This is a genomic window from Ruegeria sp. AA6, assembly GCF_056542865.1.
Genome location: NZ_JBQGAN010000044.1, coordinates 1 through 15,192, shown reverse-complemented (window position 1 = coordinate 15,192; position 15,192 = coordinate 1). Strand labels below are relative to the sequence as shown.

Here is a 15,192-nt window from a genome sequence, read left to right as displayed (position 1 = left end):
CCCGCCAGCGCCTGAAACCATCGTCCCGATGGATCACACGCCGATGATGCACTAACAATCAATTTGGACCAGTCAGATGAGGCTGCTCACCTCAACGAAGAACTTTAGGTCGAATTTATCAAACTCTTTGCGGTATTCTTTAATTTCCCGCCGCACTTTTGCATTTAGAGTTGAATCGGTCGTAAGCCTTTCTAAATCAAGGAATAATTCGACGGTTACACGATGCCGAGATGGTTCATCTGCGCGAAAGATAAGACCACTCTCGCCTATATTCGTGTGAGAATACGTCAATCCACCAAGTGGCAGTCGTTTGTGTTGAGCATAGTTCCTTAGACAGTATCCCACGCGGTATTCAAAACTTGTGTCGTATACCCTACTGAACTCATTGTTTAGATTGAACTTTTCGCCCTCGTGCTCCACGTTCAGCTCTGAAACCCTAGACTTTGCTTGATCTTCGTATGCCTTGGCAGCATTGAGCAGCGTCAGAATTTTTAAGTTAAGCTTGCCTCTAATGGTTTCTCCGGAATGCGCGTCTAACTGCTTAACACTATCCGAGTAATAGCCATCCACCCCAACCCCGAGAACTTCCTTCTCGAATTCGACGAAGCTCTCCGCAAGAAGCTGGAAGTTGTCCTCGATTTCCCAAAGAGCAATTAGTCTATTACGAGCGTCATAAACTCTGCTGAATTTAGATTCGCTAATTTCAACTGGCTTGCACCCAATAAAGGGCTCACCCATCATGAATTCAGTCAATACGTTGTTTCTCCGCAATGAAATCAACTTATTGTTGCTAAGGAATATTTGGGCATCAACGCCGCAGACAACTCAGGTTGCATTAGCTTGGCGGCTTGACGCTCGTCGTATGTGATCAAACCTATCCGTTTGTGCGTCTTCTGGGTTGGGCCTTGAAGTACTCGTCGTCTGGATTGTCCAAGAGACGGTCAATTCTACGGTTGGGTTCTGAATCATTATGGACGTGAGCATAGTCGCTTAAGTCGGGAACGGCATCACCAAGAACGTCGGTCAGACGTTCCACTACGCTATGCAACACTGATGCTCTTTTTTGGGCGTTTAACGCATTTGTCACCCAATGAAATCTCCCTTCAACTGCCCAAGAGTATGTTGCCATCCAGACTGACACGGCAACAGAAAGGAACGCCAAGAGTTCTGGTAGGTTCTTAGATGCTACCGAAGGAACACCTATGTCATGAAGTAACGAGGTGTAACCTATCGCACTGTCTAACCACCTAAGAAATGCTAAAGCGATGACACCTGAAATCAGCCCGTACCCGACAGTAAACCACTTCAAGCTTTTTGATCCGTAGATTTCTTCTTTCATTGTTTCAGGCAAAAGAAGATCGTCATCAATTTTTTCAGCTAGGGCTACGTCCTGAAGGCATTGTCTTTCAATCTGCAATTTCTCTTCGTTGGTCAAAGGAATCTCGTTAAGCACTTACCACCCTCTTCTCTAGGTTGTGGGTGTATAGATGCAGTAACTTTCAGCCTGTGCAAGCAGAACTAAGCGCTGGACACTGCAAGGCGTGAATCCAATGTTTCATTAAACAACGCTTTGATCTTCCAATCGACGTAAACCAAAAAACAGGTGACACAAAAGGTGACACTTTAGAAGTTTCCATATTGAAATCCCCTTTGTTTTCTTATAGTTACACACCTAAACAATCACAGTAAATGCTTCTCCTGGGCACCACTATTTTCCACAGAATATGAAAACTGCAGCCGCTTAGCCGGAATTCATGTCCTGTGGAGATGACACGGCTGGTGGAGTCATTGTGATCGCGTCTCAAAGTTTCTGAGAAAAGGGTGAAGAAAAAACAGAAAAGCGGCTTTTTACGTGGGCAAACACAAGAAACTCAAGCCGCTACAACTGGCTTCTTTGTCACACAGCAGCATTACAACTCTTGGCAGGAGAATTGCAGTGCGGTACTCGAACAACAGTGTGGGGACACGGCGGGAAATTGGGATGTAGTCAAAAACATGCTGGAAGTCAGGGAAGCGGACCAAACAGATTGCGACATTCTCTTGAGTTGGCGCAACGACGAACAAACCCGGACTATGTCCCGTACCTCCGACCCGATCTCAGCCACGGAGCACAAAAAATGGTTCGATGCCGCGCTTGAAAACCCGCTTAGACAACTCTTGATGATTGTTCGGCATGATGCGCAAGGTACGCAGTTTATCGGGACAACCCGTTTCGACACGGAGCCTTCCGATGGCACTGTCGAAGTTTCAGTGACGTTGAACCCAGAAGTCAGAGGTCAGGGGTATTCGAAAACTGTCTTGTCTTCTTCAATTGCGTATGTCGACAAAAACAGAAAACCCACCAGATACATCGCGGTCATCAAGCCCGGCAACACAGCCAGTGTAAGAGCCTTCGCCTCAGTGGGGTTCAAACGATGTGGTGAAAAGAGTGGGCTGGACATTTACGAGTTAACCAGGCCCTAGCACGTCAGGGTTACGCTTCAGATCAGGCACCAATTGACGAAAATCGAATGTCAGGGATAAAGGCGTTCGTGCTTCAATTCCGCGATTGCCCAATCCTGTTCGGTATCAATATCCTGCACATGTGTCTCCGGCAGGATAATTGAACCAGTTTGATCACCGAAAAGTGCCTTGGTTTGCAAAAATCCGTCGACGTCGAACCAGTACCACTGACCAGCATCATGATATGCCTCAGTGAGATCTTGTGATCGTTTATCCCGATTCTCAGGGAAGTTCAGCGTGACCCGGCCACCTTGTTCCTGCCGGAGCGACCGCCAGATCGGATAACTGAAACGCGTGACTGGCATTACAACGCTAAAGGTCTCGCTTGTCAGCAAGTCCAATCCCTTGCTTAAAATCTCTGCTGAAACAAACGGCGCCGTAGGATAAATGCAGCACGCATAATCAAATCTCCGACCGCCGGCGCGATAGGCTTTAAACACGTCAAACAGCGCATCTGCTGTGGTTGCGTGATCGCCTGACGCCTCGGCGGATCGGTGAAAGGGAACCGACGCTCCGTATCGCATCGCGATTTCCGCAATTTCCAGGTCATCGGTGCTGACCATGACCTCATCGAACAAACCACTATTTAGCGCAGCCTCTATGGACCACGCGATAATGGGCTTGCCTCTGAAGTTACGGATGTTCTTTCGCGGGATGCGTTTGGATCCACCGCGCGCAGGAATGATCGCAATACGAGATACAGAAGATTGCATAGTCAAACGGTTCTCAGCGTTATTTCAGCCCACCCAAAATCATCTCCGAAGCCAATGGTTCACCAAAGCCGATGTCGCGAGAGGCTGTCTTCCCCAGGACCTCATCATAAAATTTTGGAGGCAATCCATTGGCCGGCCGGATCGAGCGTACATTGTCCGCACTGAAACGTTCTCCCTTGGCGACTGGGGCTACAACATACAGCGAACGGCGGTTTTTCAGTATAGCGCCTTCTGCAGCGGTTGGTTGCAATGCAGGTTGGCCTATCGCTGAAAACGCGATCTTGGAATGATCCACGAGCTCCTTCAGCTCATCGGGTTCCAGAGAGAAAGCGCTATCAACACCTCCGTCTGCACGCGCCAATGTGAAGTGCTTTTCGATAAAGACCGCGCCAAGAGCTACAGCTGCAGTCGGAATGACCGTTCCCATGGTGTGATCCGACAATCCACACAATACGTCAAAGCGCGCACAAAGTTCCTGGATTGTAGCCAGGTTTGCCTCTGCCGGAGAAGTCGGATAGGCCGACGTACAGTGTAAAAGAATGATGTCCTCGCACCCTGCCGATCGGGCCGCTGCAACCGCGTCTTCAATTTCTTGCAAATTCGCCATTCCGGTCGACATGATCATCGGCTTACCGGTCTGAGCCACCCGACGGATGAGTGGGATATCCACCAACTCGGGCGAAGCAATTTTGTAAGCTGGCGCTTCCAAGTCTTCCAAAAAATCAACGGCGGTCGGGTCAAAGGGTGAGGAAAACACCGTGATCCCCAACTCTTTTGCTTTTTCAAAGAGCGGTTTGTGCCACTCCCACGGTGTATGTGCTTCTTCATACAGATCATAGAGCCGCCGTCCGTCCCACAGACCGCCCTTTAGGACAAACTCTGGGCGGTCGCTGTCGATTGTGATCGTGTCGGCCGTATAGGTTTGCAGTTTGACCGCGTCTGCTCCGGCATGGTGCGCAGCCTCAATGAGTGCGATTGCGCGCCCCAAATCATGGTTATGATTACCCGACAGCTCGGCCACTATGTAGGGAGGATACTTCGCCCCGATACTGCGTCCGTTAATCTTAATGGTTTTCATTCGCATCTCCTAAGGCTTGGCACCGCATGCTGGCAAATTTCATTGCTGCATCGCTGATAGCTCGAGCGCAAAGCCGTTATTAGGCAGTTTATAGAAGGACAGTGTCTTTCCCGATACATCGCTGCCGTTTCTCAGCGACCCAGCCGTGTGAAACGCCAGAATGGCGCCACACCGTCGTGAGGAAAGAAGCTAACGGGGCCTTCGGCTACCGAACGCCTCAGTATATCCTCTCCGGTCTGGTTTTTGAGTGTCTCATTCAAGGGCAATAACCTGTTGCTGTCGAAGGGTTTTATCTGCGGGTGTTCCCAAGTCTGCTTTGACAGTGTCAACATGCGGCGCAAACCGGTGCGCACTCTTTCGCCGGCATCGCTTTGCCAGGGCCGCAGCCCGGCGGCCGTAAGAAGGTCAAAAAGGTTAATCCAGCTCTGTAAATTGAAAGTACAATAATGTTGCGTTAGCGTGCGCTTCATTTCATGCGGCTGGTCGCCTTCTGGAGTGATTGAGGAAATGACACGCGCTTGCGCACGCAAGTCGATGGCTTGCAAGACATCCTCTTTTTCCAAAAAGGCCGCGAGACCGGCCTCCTGCAAATCGTAACACGTGCCGTGATTATTGGCGGCTCTTCGTTCTTCGCGACCCTGCGGGCTGTCAATGAACCACTGTACGAACTCCGAGGTCCATTCTTTCATACCGTCTGTAATGTCTGGATCTTGCAGAATCCGAACCGCATCGAGAAGAAAGTAAAAGTCCTTGGTTTCAATGAGCCCGCGCGCAGCTCCCATGTTGCCCTGATGGCCCAATCGTACTTGTGCGTAGGACAGGTTGGGTTTCATCCCGGTTTCAGTGTCCAGAAACCATGTTCTCAGATTTGAGCAGGCGCGTGCGTGAAAATCCGGGTCAGCGTCTTGCAATGTACTTGCCAAAGCAAGAGCCGTCGTATCGTCGAAGACGCGTTGCAAACGCGTGCGATCGAAGCGGTTGCTTTCTGGTTCATAAAGTTCAGTGCCCGGCAGTCTTTCACCGTCGCGCCTGACATAAGGCAGACCGTCTTTCGAATTTGGGTTTGGCCACCAATATGGCGCGGGATGGAAATAGTCGCGAAGGTCGCCAGAGGGACCGGGCTCGGGTTTTTGAGTAACCGAAAACGGTCCTCGGTCTAAGGCCTGCTGTGCGGCTTCGCGGACAGCTGCCCAATCTTCAGACTGCGCCGGATCGGCGGAGGTCAGGTCATAGGTCAACGCCTTTCCTCGCGTTAGAGCCGCACGGACCGGACGGGTCGACAACATGTCCAAAGTAGAACGGATCGCTGCCGAGCGTGCGACACCGCGGTTGACAAATGCCCTTCGATCCGCCTGTTCAAGATGAGCTTTTCCTGACGCGAGCCGCGCGACCCAACCGGCACGCCCGACCCGATGACCATCGGGGTGAACACGGCGCGGTGGGATGTCAAAATCTTCCACAGGCCACCGCGTCCACGCCCCTTCAAGGCCAAGATGCAGAAACAGTTCTACTTTGGGGCGTCGACCATAAGGAAGGTCTTCGTTGAACCTCAGCGGGGCATCGCACCGAAAAACCAATTGGGGCTCTTCTTCCGCAGAAAAGGTATTGTTGGGTTCCAGCAAATCTTGATTGTTGGTGATCCTTGCCATTGGAACAACAAAATATCGCTTGTCCCGGGCCTCTAAGATGTTCGAATGCAGCTGTGCCCATCCTGAGGACGTAAGGAAGCAATTCCCATCAAAAGGTAGCGCCCATTTGCCGTATTCCAGACAAAACTCAAGAGCTGCATTTCTTGCACCGTTGTTGTGCATCACATAGTTGTTGCGGGCGCGGTAAGCCTGCATCGTCGCCTGCGTCGTGTGCGTACTCGTTGTATCTACCTCGAATTGCCCGTTGTAGAACATATCAGGCTGTTTGAACGTGTCGAAGCTGTAACCGATAGACTGATATTCTTCCGGATCAAAGGGGATACGCCGATAGGTCTGCCCTCGTTCCTCGAGCAAACTGATTATCTTTGCTTCGTTTTCGGAGTTAAATATCCTATTGAGCAACCATAACTTTTTGACGCCTTCAAATTCGGGCTCATTGTCCAGAATAAAGCGTACATTCGAGAGGCTTTGACCGACCTTGTGCCTTGGTTCGAGATCGTTACCAACAATCCTACAGAGCGCAAATGTATCTACAATATCATTGACTTCAGATTCCAGCTTTGGATCAATGGGCTCTTGTTTTACATCACTCAGGTTACCGCTTATATCACCCATACGCGGCACTTCATATGAAGCACCAAAGCGATTGCGCCTGATTCGGTTGCGCCTTATGTTTCGCCAATGCCTGTTCAGCCTGTATAGCAGGTAGAGAGGAAACAGAGCGATGATTGCTATTCTGATTTGTAGGGAGCTTCGCTTGAAGTCATGTTTAAGTTGTTCGAGCAAAGCTTGCCTCCTGTTAGATCACTTTGACACGCATATTGGCTTTGTTTGATCTCTTCAACCAACATAAAAGCGACAATTCGCTCATGCTTGGTCCGACTCATCAGAGCCTCTGTTTACTGCACGGCGGATAAAACGAACGATTGGAGTGGAACTACCGCATTTCAACCCGTATTAAGCCGACTAATATAGAAGCTGATACTTGGGGCAAAGCTGGAGATACGAAGATGCGAATTTGGCCAAGTAAGAAGCGGCATACTGAAGCTTTGGCAAATCAGATAGCACCAATTGCCGAGCACGCCTCAGCGGGTTCAGATCTGATCGAGGACGTGAAATTCAGTGCCGGCGACCTTGATACTCTCAACGACTCTGTGCTCGCTCAGATTAGGGCTATCTCGAAAACCGAAATTGCAGGCCGCGTGGACGCCGTTTCGATACCCAAAATATCTAGTGATACCGATTATCGTGCGGCGGCCAATATATTGAAACAAGAAGGCATTGTTATTGTACGCGATTTTCTGAGCAGCGACTCGCTGGTACTGGCGGAAGTTGCATCGGAAAAGGTCAAAGACGCGATGCAAAAAGTTGATGCCGATGGTGCGTATGAAGACAAATCCATGATCGTACAGTCTTCAATCAAGAAGGTGAGCGGCTACAATGCCATGGCGAGCCATGAGAAAAGCATTGTCTCCGTTCGCGGTGGTGCTGATGCAGGTATGGTGGATGTCTTCAATTTCGACAAATTTCTTGAAGGAGAACAGCATATATTGCGTGCCCCCTTCACGCAGGAATGGCTGTTGCGGTTGATCGCGGAAGAGCAAACAAATGCAGTGGCTGAAAACTTGAACCTGTATCTCAACCACGGGATCGAAAAGACACGCGGTTTTCACGCCGACTCGTACAACCCTTCTCTCAAAGGATTTGTTTATCTGAGTGATGTGCGAGAGCTGAGCGATGGCCCTTACTGCTACGTACGGCGCTCGCATAAGGACGGACCTTGGCGTCGAGCCAATCAAAAGATATCGGAACTTGCAGAAGCGAAGACCGAGACGCCCTTTGTGGATATGTCGATGGTCCTACCCGTTCTGGCGCCACGTGGATCATTTGTCCTGAGTGATCAGGCCGGTTTCCATCGCGGTATCCCACAAAAACCTGATGCTGAGCGGCGCGTTTTGGTGATGCGGTACAAATAGGCAGGCACAATCGCTGGGCCTGTCGAGGTTATGCCACGTCAGCTCAACCTTTGATCTTGCGCCAAACGCGAGACAAGATAGGTTTGTCCACTGACCGAGACGCCGCGGACCGAGATTTTCTTGATGATTCTTCGTCTGGCGCTTTCGGGTGAGACATCGGCTTGCTTTTCAGTTCTGCTTTCCGAATTTGTCGGGTTTTCTGATTAGCAATCAACTTATCGCGTATTCGAAGAATAGCCTCACCGTCTCGCGTATTAGTGCTTGGGTCTTGTGCAAAAGAATCGCAACTCAGAACCGCCAAATTCGAATAGCCAAACAACTCTAGCAAGCATAGGTAGCGCAGCCGCAAATGCGGCGGCACATCTTCCCTGAGGAACAGAGACTCTGACCCGACCAGCTGTTTCCTGTCGTTTGTAACCACGTTTCCGTCAACCGCGTGATGCCACGACGAAGCACGATGCATATCGTACAGGCGGAAACCCTGTTCGGCCAGAAAGGTCTCAATCTCGCCGTTAAGATGTTGCCCCTTGTGGATCGGAGTGTGCCATGTCTCGACCAAAAATCCCAGACAGTCATCCAGGCTGTTTTGGCTTCCCAGCAGTGCCTCCATTTCAGCGGAATGGATATCGAGCTTGATAAAGTTTGGAAGCTCCATCGTCCCTGCGGCAGTTTCTGTATCAATAGAGGTCAAACCCACTTTGACTTTTTGGGCGGTAGTTCGTGCAGGGACGCCCACTCGATCAGGGAAACGGCGTAGATAATCTAAATCTGGCGGGTAAATCGAGGAGGTCCCCGGTCTGACCGCCAAATGCAGGTCTTTTTGGCAACGTTCGCTCCAAAGCCCGGCATCGATGTTTTTTCTTTTTTCGTAGACGATGTTGTCTTCACCGCGCGGCTCAAACGTATAGATCAGGCAGTGTTCGGCAACTGCATTGAATGGTTCGAACAACTCTCCTGCGGCTCCACCGTCCACAACGGTAAATGGAGCTTCGCTGAAAAAACCGGGTTCAAACTCATCCCAGATCAGGGGCAAGTTCGCCGACCAATATCCTTGGGTATTTTTCGTCAAAGGCAAAATCCAACTGCTAAAAGGTGAAACTAGGCAATAGTGCGAAACGCTGCAATACGATTTTGGCCTTGCCCTGCCCCCTAACGCTCAACTATCTGAAACGAGCGGCTGGGAATTCTGCTTGGCCTTTGAGTATTCGCGAAGCTAAGGAGCGGGGCCATTCTTTCGAATTCGACCATACTCGTTACGGGTGGGACAGGGTCCTTTGGACACACTTTTGTGCCGCTCACATTGGAAAAGTTTAACCCAAAACGCCTCATCATTCTGTCTCGGGACGAGATGAAGCAGTGGGAGATGGCGAAACTCTTTAAGAACGACCCAAGGGTGAGGTTTTTCTTGGGTGATGTCCGGGATCGCGAACGTCTCTACCGTGCCCTCGACGGCGTCGATTATGTTGTCCATGCAGCGGCCACGAAAATCGTCCCAACGGCAGAGTACAATCCGTTCGAATGCATCAAGACAAACGTTATCGGCGCAATGAACCTGATTGACGCTTGCATCGACAAGAAGGTCAAGCGTGCGGTTGCGTTGTCGACAGACAAGGCGTCCAGCCCAATCAATCTTTATGGCGCATCAAAACTGGCTTCCGACAAGCTGTTTGTTGCGGGTAACAGCTATTCGGGCGGTCAGGACACGACCTTTTCCGTCGTTCGATACGGCAATGTGATGGGGTCCCGTGGGTCGGTTATTCCTTTCTTCATGTCATTGGGCGAAAAGGACAAGCTGCCGATCACGGATTCACGCATGACCCGCTTTATGATCACGCTCGAGCAAGGCGTCGATCTTGTTTGGCACGCGTTTGAAGATATGGAAGGCGGTGAAACTTACGTACATAAGATACCGTCGATGAACATCATGGACATCGCGAAGGTAGTGGCACCGGGACGGGGTCATGAAATTGTTGGTATCCGCCCCGGAGAAAAGCTGCACGAGCAGATGATCGGCGCTGAAGACGCAATGTTCACCTATGAATACGACAAGTATTACAAGATATTGCCCGCAATCAGCGGCGATGACCCCACCCGAGATAAACGCATCAAGGGCGGCAAAAAAGTTGCGGAAGATTTCGTCTATTCCAGTGACAACAACCCGTCCTGGATGGATCCTCAAGAACTGGCTGATTGGATTGAGACCAACCGCGCAAAAATCGGCGCAATCTAATGATACCTTACGGCCGCCAAGACATTACCGAAGACGATATTGCGGCGGTCCGTGACGTACTGACGTCTAAGTTTCTTACGCAGGGTCCCGCCGTCCCAGCGTTTGAGGCCTCGGTATCAAAGAAAACCGGAGTGCCGCACGCGATCGCAATGAACAGCGCCACATCTGCTTTGCATGTGGCCTGCGCCGCACTTGGGCTTGGACCTGGCGACTGGCTTTGGACCCAACCGAATACCTTTGTGGCATCCGCGAATTGTGCGCTTTACTGCGGTGCTCAGGTGGATTTCGTCGACATTGATCCAGAGCGTTTCACAATGTGTCCGGCGCGTCTGGCAGACAAGCTTGCCAAGGCCGAAAAGAAAGGCAAGTTGCCCAAAATCGTCGTGCCCGTTCATATGTGCGGCCAGCCCGCCGATATGGATGAGATCGGCAAACTTGCGCAAAAATACGGTTTCGCCATCATTGAAGATGCGAGCCATGCCATTGGCGGAAGTTACAAGGGCAAGCCTGTGGGTGCACATCCCGGCACCGCAATCAGCATTTTCAGCTTCCACCCGGTGAAAATCATAACGTCCGGCGAGGGCGGTATGGCTTTGACCCGGAATTCAGAGTTGGCAGCAAAAATGACAATGCTGCGCAGTCACGGAATTACACGCGACCAAGCCCAGATGACCCAAGATTCTGACGGTCCCTGGTATTATCAGCAGGTTGATCTCGGTTGGAACTACCGCATGACGGACATTCATGCGGCTTTGGGCCTCAGCCAGATGGACCGCCTAGATGACTACATCAAGCGTCGGCACATACTGGCGAAACGCTATGACGTGGCTCTGTCGGATTTACCACTACGGATACCAGCACGCGTTGACGATTGCATTTCTGCGTTTCACCTATACGTCATTCGTCTGGATGACGCGGACCTGCGCCGTCCGGTTTTCGAGTATCTGCGTGCGGCCGATATTGGCGTTAATGTGCACTACATCCCGGTTCATTTGCAGCCTTATTACCGACGCATGGGCTTTGCAGAAGGGGATTTTCCGCAGGCCGAGGACTACTACACGCGTGCGATCAGCCTGCCGCTCTACCCGACATTGCGGGAAGCCGAGCAAGACTTTGTCATTGCCAAACTGGCAGAGGGCCTCGGAGCATGATGAGGTCATTAAGGAGCAGGAGAATTTTCGGATTCGCTGTGCGTAAGGTGAAACGATGAAATACGCCATAGTAAGCACATATCCGCGGGCAGGCTCTCAGAATATTGGTGACAAACTCATCGAACGCGCAACAATTATGGCGCTGCAGACCGTAGACCCCAATGCCGAGTTCGTCAGCATCTGGCGTGCGGATGACTGGCGGAACGTCGCAGACACAATTTCGAACTGTGATCATGTGGTATTCGCCTGTCTGGCTATCCGCAAAAATATGGCAAGCGTTTATCCTTATTTAGAAAACATCCTCGATTTAGACGTCCCGATATCGGCAATTTCCGCAGGGACAAGCCTTACCCCCCTTGCGGATCATCGTTTCCAGTCAGGCTTCTCGGCGGATGATATAGCGCTTCTGCGGCGCTTTTCCGAAAAAGCAGTCGTGTTCACATCTCGCGGTGCGACCACGCAGCTATTTTGTGAGAAAAACGGACTGTCCAAAGCGCGCCTATCTGGTGATGTTGCCTTTTGGGACACACGGTTCTCTGATCGAACGTTCGAAGAGCAGGATCGAATCCGAAATATTGCAATAAGCGATCCTCACGCGGGTGATTTGTACCGCCCTGTTTTCGAAGGGCTGGTCGGGACGTTGCGCGCTCGTTTTCCTGAAGCGCGGGTCGAATGCCTGCTACACGGGCTGAATTCGGATATCGAAGATGCCTGCACTCAAATGGAAGTGCCGCAGCGCGAAATCTATAAAGATCCAGAGAACGGCCTGGATGTTTATGATGAATTCGATCTCCACGTGGGCTTTCGCGTGCACGGGCACGTAAGCGCGTTGCAAAGGCGTATTCCCAGCTATCTTTTTGAGCAGGACGGGCGTGGCGCTGATTATGGTTTGACCCTCGACCGAAAAATCTCAATTCCTTGCTACAGGTTGCCAAGCTCTTTACTCAAGCCCCAGCTCTCGCGCGAGAAACCTGCCGGTAGGCTCCATAAATTGCTTGGCAAACATTCACGTGAAGCCAAGCCTCTGGATGCAAAACCCGCCCAAAAGCTAATCGACGGCTCTTTGCAATTTATGGAAGCTCTGCTTGCTCAAGATGCGGCAAGAAACTTCTCGAACTTCCTGGAATTCGAAAAGACAATTGCCCGCTTTAACTCGGCAACTCGCGCAGCAATGAGCGCAATTGCAGCGGCCCATCGCTGAGATGACTCTCAACGTCGTATTTCGCACAGACGCATCAGTGGCAATTGGGTCCGGGCATGTGATGCGGTGCCTCACGTTGGCTGACACGATAGCACAGGCAAACGGGCGGGTTCATTTTCTTTGCCGTCGGCTTGATGGTCATCTTGAGGCCCTTATTCGAAATCGTGGTTTTTCAGTGACAATGCTGAGCGCACCACAGTCGCCTTCAAGTCTTGATGCTTCCGATTGGCTGCAAGTTACGCAGGCTGAAGATGCTGCGGAAACCATAGGCATCCTGAACCAAGAGCCAGGTGGGTATCCCGACTGGATCATAGTCGACCATTATTCGCTTGATGCCGAGTGGCACAACGCGCTGCAACCCAATGCTTCGCGGATAATGGCTTTGGATGACCTCGCAAACAGACCCATGGCGGTCGATCTGTTGGTTGACCCAACGCTGGGTCATTCAAAAGACGATTACCAAAGGGTGTTGGCTCGGGACGCGCTGTGTTTGACCGGGCCGGACTACGCTTTGCTCCAGCCTCGTTTTGCCGCTTTACGCGCGCAAAGCCTTGCGCGGCGCCAACTGATGCCCGCCCGCAGGTTATTGGTTACCATGGGCGGTGTCGACAAGGACAACCAAACCGGCAGTATCGTAGGTGCTCTCGATACTTTGCAGCCTCAAGAAATAGAAGGGCTTGACGTAGTTCTGGGCCGGAACGCGCCACATATCGATGAAGTGCGCCTTCAGTTATCTCGATTGAACATATCAGCGCAGTTGCATGTGGAAACACAACGCATGGCTGAATTGATGATGGATGCAGACATAGCAATTGGTGCAGGAGGCGGCACCAGTTGGGAGCGTTGCTGTCTTGGTCTGCCAACGATTGTGATCGCAATCGCCCAGAACCAGATGCAGATAGCGCGCGCTCTGCACGATACTGGTGCAGCCATTGCGGTGGAGCCAGAAGACGAAGCTGATTTCGCCTTGCGCCTCATTGCGGCGTTGCGATCCCTTTTTGTCACCGGAACACGAGAGGCCATGTCCCAGCGCGCGGCTTCTATCTGCGACGGTCTGGGAAGCAGCCGTGTTTTGCAAGCAATGCGTTGAGCATACGCCTGCAGTGTACTGAACCAAATCAGGACTTTTTATATGCCACCGGTTTCAGTAATTGAAATCCTGAAGTGAAGAGTGCGCCTGAAAGCACCAAGAGGTCGGATGAAATGAAATTTTTGTTGTCAAGGTTTTGGGGCGATCGAACGAAACAAGCCAAAACCGCGTTAACGCACTACGCTGATGGGTTGCACAGAGTTGCGTGTGTGATCGACAAAACACCCGACTACCACAAGTTCATGACCGATAGCCTCAGCGCAGAGGAACAGTTGGCCTTTTCCAGCGATCATGACATAAATTCGCGGCGGATGAACGCGATAGAACTGGCTCGGAAAGCGATTGAACCAAGTGTCGTTCGCGTCATGCACCCCGACATCGAAGGCATCGCCTTCGAAGGTAAGACGGAGAACAACTTGAAGGAGTTCCGTTTTCTTCAAGGGCTCTGCACATCGTTGAATTTACAAGTAGAACGAAACAACTACTCGTACTTTAAAAGATCGCGGCAGGTCAAAAATTCGAACAGATTAGATCTGATGATTTCGCGCAGTATCATGGAATCCTTTTCCGCTTACATCACCTCTCGGCAAACGGTCGAAGCTGGACTTGTGCACCAGTTGATCCTCTATAGCAGGTTTTTCAAATCAACACTGATTGCCTTCTTGCAGCGGGATGCCATACGCCCGCGGCTGCTTGTTCAGGCCAACGATCATTCACCCATTCGCGTGGCTTATTCCTTGGTAATGAAAAGCCTGGGCGTTCCCCGGCTGTACCTTCAGCATGCTCAGGTCAGCCCAGCGTTCCCGCCCTTGGATTATGAATTCAGCGTTTTGCACAACGGGCGCTCGTTGCAAATTTATCGCGACATCGCACCCATAACCGGTGAGGTATTTGTCATCGGTCGGGAAACTGCGGATGTGCCGAAAACGTCTCTTGAGCTTGCCCGCCAAGGGCCATGTGAGGTTGTCATTTACCCTACTGCTCGTGTCGATATGGACGGTCTGTTAAAAGTAGTCCGGTCACTTTCGCGGAACCCGGATGTCAACAAAGTGCGGATCAAACGGCATCCTCGGGGCAACCAGATATTTCCCAACGATTTCCAAGAATTAGAAGTTGAGATTACTGACGAACGCCCCGAGCATGACCACGTGGCTATCGTTGGCAACTCTTCTGTAGCCTTGGAACTGGTCAGCCAGGGCACGCCTGTTTATCAATGCTTCGAAATCGACTTCGTAACACGAGATTACTATGGCTTTGTCCAACGCGGTTTAGTCCCTGAAATTACCGCAGATATGCTCAGTTCCCAATTCTGGAAGCCATACAACATCAATGAGACCTGGAAGCGAACATATGCGGAATGGATCCCTGGCGCAGATCAGTCCGCGCAAAATGCCAAAGCGCTCGTGAAAACCGTTAGCCCGTATGTTTGAAGATCAATTTATCTGAGGGTGCGAAGCTGCCCATCCAGCTCTCAGGACCCACTGTTTTCAGCCTACCCACGCCTGAGCAGCCGCTGGGCCTCCCCAACTGAACTGGTCCACCGTTATGTTTAGGAAACGGAGGACCACGAATGGCAAACAAGAGACCAAAGCCCGAAGAGAT

13 protein-coding genes are annotated in these 15,192 nt (G+C 51.2%); 7 read left to right on the top strand and 6 right to left on the bottom strand.

From position 1 onward, the window contains the following. Positions 1 to 72 precede the first annotated feature (72 nt). A complete protein-coding gene (locus tag ACR0LN_RS23010; RefSeq protein ID WP_480433021.1) occupies positions 73 to 753 on the bottom strand; it encodes a hypothetical protein in 681 nt (226 codons plus the stop codon). Between the two features lie 121 nt (positions 754 to 874). After that, positions 875 to 1,435 (bottom strand): hypothetical protein, encoded by a 561-nt coding sequence (locus ACR0LN_RS23005; protein ID WP_480433020.1) that lies wholly within the window; start codon positions 1,433 to 1,435, stop codon positions 875 to 877. A gap of 386 nt (positions 1,436 to 1,821) precedes the next feature. Between ACR0LN_RS23005 and ACR0LN_RS23000 the strand changes: the two genes are divergently transcribed. Further along, positions 1,822 to 2,463 (top strand): GNAT family N-acetyltransferase, encoded by a 642-nt coding sequence (locus ACR0LN_RS23000; RefSeq protein WP_480433018.1) that lies wholly within the window; start codon positions 1,822 to 1,824, stop codon positions 2,461 to 2,463. A 50-nt stretch (positions 2,464 to 2,513) separates the two neighbouring features. On the opposite strand, the gene pseF is transcribed toward ACR0LN_RS23000, so the two are convergent. The 3 genes from pseF to ACR0LN_RS22985 all read right to left on the bottom strand — a co-directional run bounded on the left by pseF (position 2,514) and on the right by ACR0LN_RS22985 (position 6,728). Then, positions 2,514 to 3,215: a pseudaminic acid cytidylyltransferase gene (gene pseF, locus ACR0LN_RS22995; protein ID WP_480433026.1), complete on the bottom strand. Its 702-nt coding sequence runs from the start codon at positions 3,213 to 3,215 to the stop codon at positions 2,514 to 2,516. Between the two features lie 19 nt (positions 3,216 to 3,234). Then, complete coding sequence (gene pseI / locus ACR0LN_RS22990) at positions 3,235 to 4,293, bottom strand: pseudaminic acid synthase (RefSeq protein ID WP_480433016.1); 1,059 nt, start codon at positions 4,291 to 4,293, stop codon at positions 3,235 to 3,237. Between the two features lie 131 nt (positions 4,294 to 4,424). Further along, positions 4,425 to 6,728 (bottom strand): alginate lyase family protein, encoded by a 2,304-nt coding sequence (locus tag ACR0LN_RS22985; RefSeq protein WP_480433014.1) that lies wholly within the window; start codon positions 6,726 to 6,728, stop codon positions 4,425 to 4,427. A gap of 140 nt (positions 6,729 to 6,868) precedes the next feature. Here ACR0LN_RS22985 and ACR0LN_RS22980 point away from each other — a divergent pair, with 140 nt between their 5' ends. After that, positions 6,869 to 7,918 (top strand): phytanoyl-CoA dioxygenase family protein, encoded by a 1,050-nt coding sequence (locus tag ACR0LN_RS22980; protein WP_480433013.1) that lies wholly within the window; start codon positions 6,869 to 6,871, stop codon positions 7,916 to 7,918. A gap of 43 nt (positions 7,919 to 7,961) precedes the next feature. Here the strand turns inward: ACR0LN_RS22980 and ACR0LN_RS22975 are convergent, their stop codons facing one another. After that, complete coding sequence (locus ACR0LN_RS22975; RefSeq protein WP_480433012.1) at positions 7,962 to 8,951, bottom strand: FkbM family methyltransferase; 990 nt, start codon at positions 8,949 to 8,951, stop codon at positions 7,962 to 7,964. Between the two features lie 195 nt (positions 8,952 to 9,146). Here ACR0LN_RS22975 and pseB point away from each other — a divergent pair, with 195 nt between their 5' ends. From pseB to ACR0LN_RS22950, 5 genes are all read left to right on the top strand, one after another. Further along, positions 9,147 to 10,148, top strand: a complete 1,002-nt coding sequence (pseB, locus tag ACR0LN_RS22970; protein WP_480433024.1) for a UDP-N-acetylglucosamine 4,6-dehydratase (inverting) — start codon at positions 9,147 to 9,149, stop codon at positions 10,146 to 10,148. After that, complete coding sequence (gene pseC / locus ACR0LN_RS22965) at positions 10,148 to 11,299, top strand: UDP-4-amino-4,6-dideoxy-N-acetyl-beta-L-altrosamine transaminase (protein WP_480433010.1); 1,152 nt, start codon at positions 10,148 to 10,150, stop codon at positions 11,297 to 11,299. The genes pseB and pseC overlap by 1 nt, the downstream gene beginning before the upstream one ends. Before the next feature lie 55 nt (positions 11,300 to 11,354). Continuing rightward, positions 11,355 to 12,500: a polysaccharide pyruvyl transferase family protein gene (locus ACR0LN_RS22960; protein ID WP_480433008.1), complete on the top strand. Its 1,146-nt coding sequence runs from the start codon at positions 11,355 to 11,357 to the stop codon at positions 12,498 to 12,500. A 1-nt stretch (position 12,501) separates the two neighbouring features. Then, positions 12,502 to 13,590 (top strand): UDP-2,4-diacetamido-2,4,6-trideoxy-beta-L-altropyranose hydrolase, encoded by a 1,089-nt coding sequence (gene pseG / locus ACR0LN_RS22955; RefSeq protein WP_480433022.1) that lies wholly within the window; start codon positions 12,502 to 12,504, stop codon positions 13,588 to 13,590. A 113-nt stretch (positions 13,591 to 13,703) separates the two neighbouring features. Further along, positions 13,704 to 15,020 (top strand): hypothetical protein, encoded by a 1,317-nt coding sequence (locus ACR0LN_RS22950; protein ID WP_480433007.1) that lies wholly within the window; start codon positions 13,704 to 13,706, stop codon positions 15,018 to 15,020. Positions 15,021 to 15,192 lie beyond the last annotated feature (172 nt).

Bases quoted from the DNA above. Each gene is read 5' to 3' on its own strand.
- ACR0LN_RS22960 (WP_480433008.1), top strand. From the start codon at position 11,355: ATGAAATACGCCATAGTAAGCACATATCCGCGGGCAGGCTCTCAGAAT.
- pseI (WP_480433016.1), bottom strand. From the start codon at position 4,293: ATGAAAACCATTAAGATTAACGGACGCAGTATCGGGGCGAAGTATCCT.
- ACR0LN_RS22950 (WP_480433007.1), top strand. From the start codon at position 13,704: ATGAAATTTTTGTTGTCAAGGTTTTGGGGCGATCGAACGAAACAAGCC.
- pseG (WP_480433022.1), top strand. From the start codon at position 12,502: ATGACTCTCAACGTCGTATTTCGCACAGACGCATCAGTGGCAATTGGG.
- pseF (WP_480433026.1), bottom strand. From the start codon at position 3,215: ATGCAATCTTCTGTATCTCGTATTGCGATCATTCCTGCGCGCGGTGGA.
- pseC (WP_480433010.1), top strand. From the start codon at position 10,148: ATGATACCTTACGGCCGCCAAGACATTACCGAAGACGATATTGCGGCG.